Here is a 631-nt window from a genome sequence, read left to right on the forward strand (position 1 = left end):
CAATGGGTGAACCGGTATACTAGTGGTAAATCATTAACTACTACTAGGAGATCAGCCATGAAAGATGGACGTAAAACCACTCAGCTAGAACGCATTGAAATTGCCCAATGGATTATTGCCAATGATATGGATTACGCTGGTGCTACTCAAAAATTCAAAGTCTCATATGGCCAGGCGTACGCCTGGACTAAGAAGTTGCAGCAAGGTGGTCAGGATGCTTTAGCGGACCGTCGGGGTAAGAGCAAAGAAGATAACGGTCAATTGACTGAAAACGAAAAACTAGTGCTTGAAAACAAACGTCTTAAAGCTCGAGTTGAACGACTCTCTACAGAGAATGCCCTCGCAAAAAAAATCCAGGAATTAGAAAGAAGGGCTGCCCTCAAGAAATCAAGTGCCAAGCCATCCAAGAACTTACACAAGAAGTGAACCCGGATACCCAGAAAGGCCACAATATTACTATCCTATGCCAGTATGCCCACGTACCACGCTCAAGTTACTATAAATGGTTAAAGCATGACGTAAGCAATCGTAAGATTGAAAATCAGGCAATCGTTGCGTACATGATCGAGTTAGAGGAACAGCATCATTACATCTTTGGTGTTGAACGTCTGACAATGTATATCAACCAAAA

General features: G+C 42.6%; 1 protein-coding gene and 1 pseudogene. Both read left to right on the top strand.

Going from position 1 to position 631, the window contains the following annotated elements:
• The coding region (locus AC6H04_RS04450) for a helix-turn-helix domain-containing protein (RefSeq protein WP_497570553.1) at nt 1–426 on the top strand (426 nt) is incomplete at its 5' end.
• Nucleotides 423–631: pseudogene (locus tag AC6H04_RS04455) on the top strand (IS3 family transposase); the annotation flags it as partial. The gene AC6H04_RS04450 and the pseudogene AC6H04_RS04455, both read left to right, overlap by 4 nt.

The organism is Secundilactobacillus sp. MJ173 (assembly GCF_059704265.1).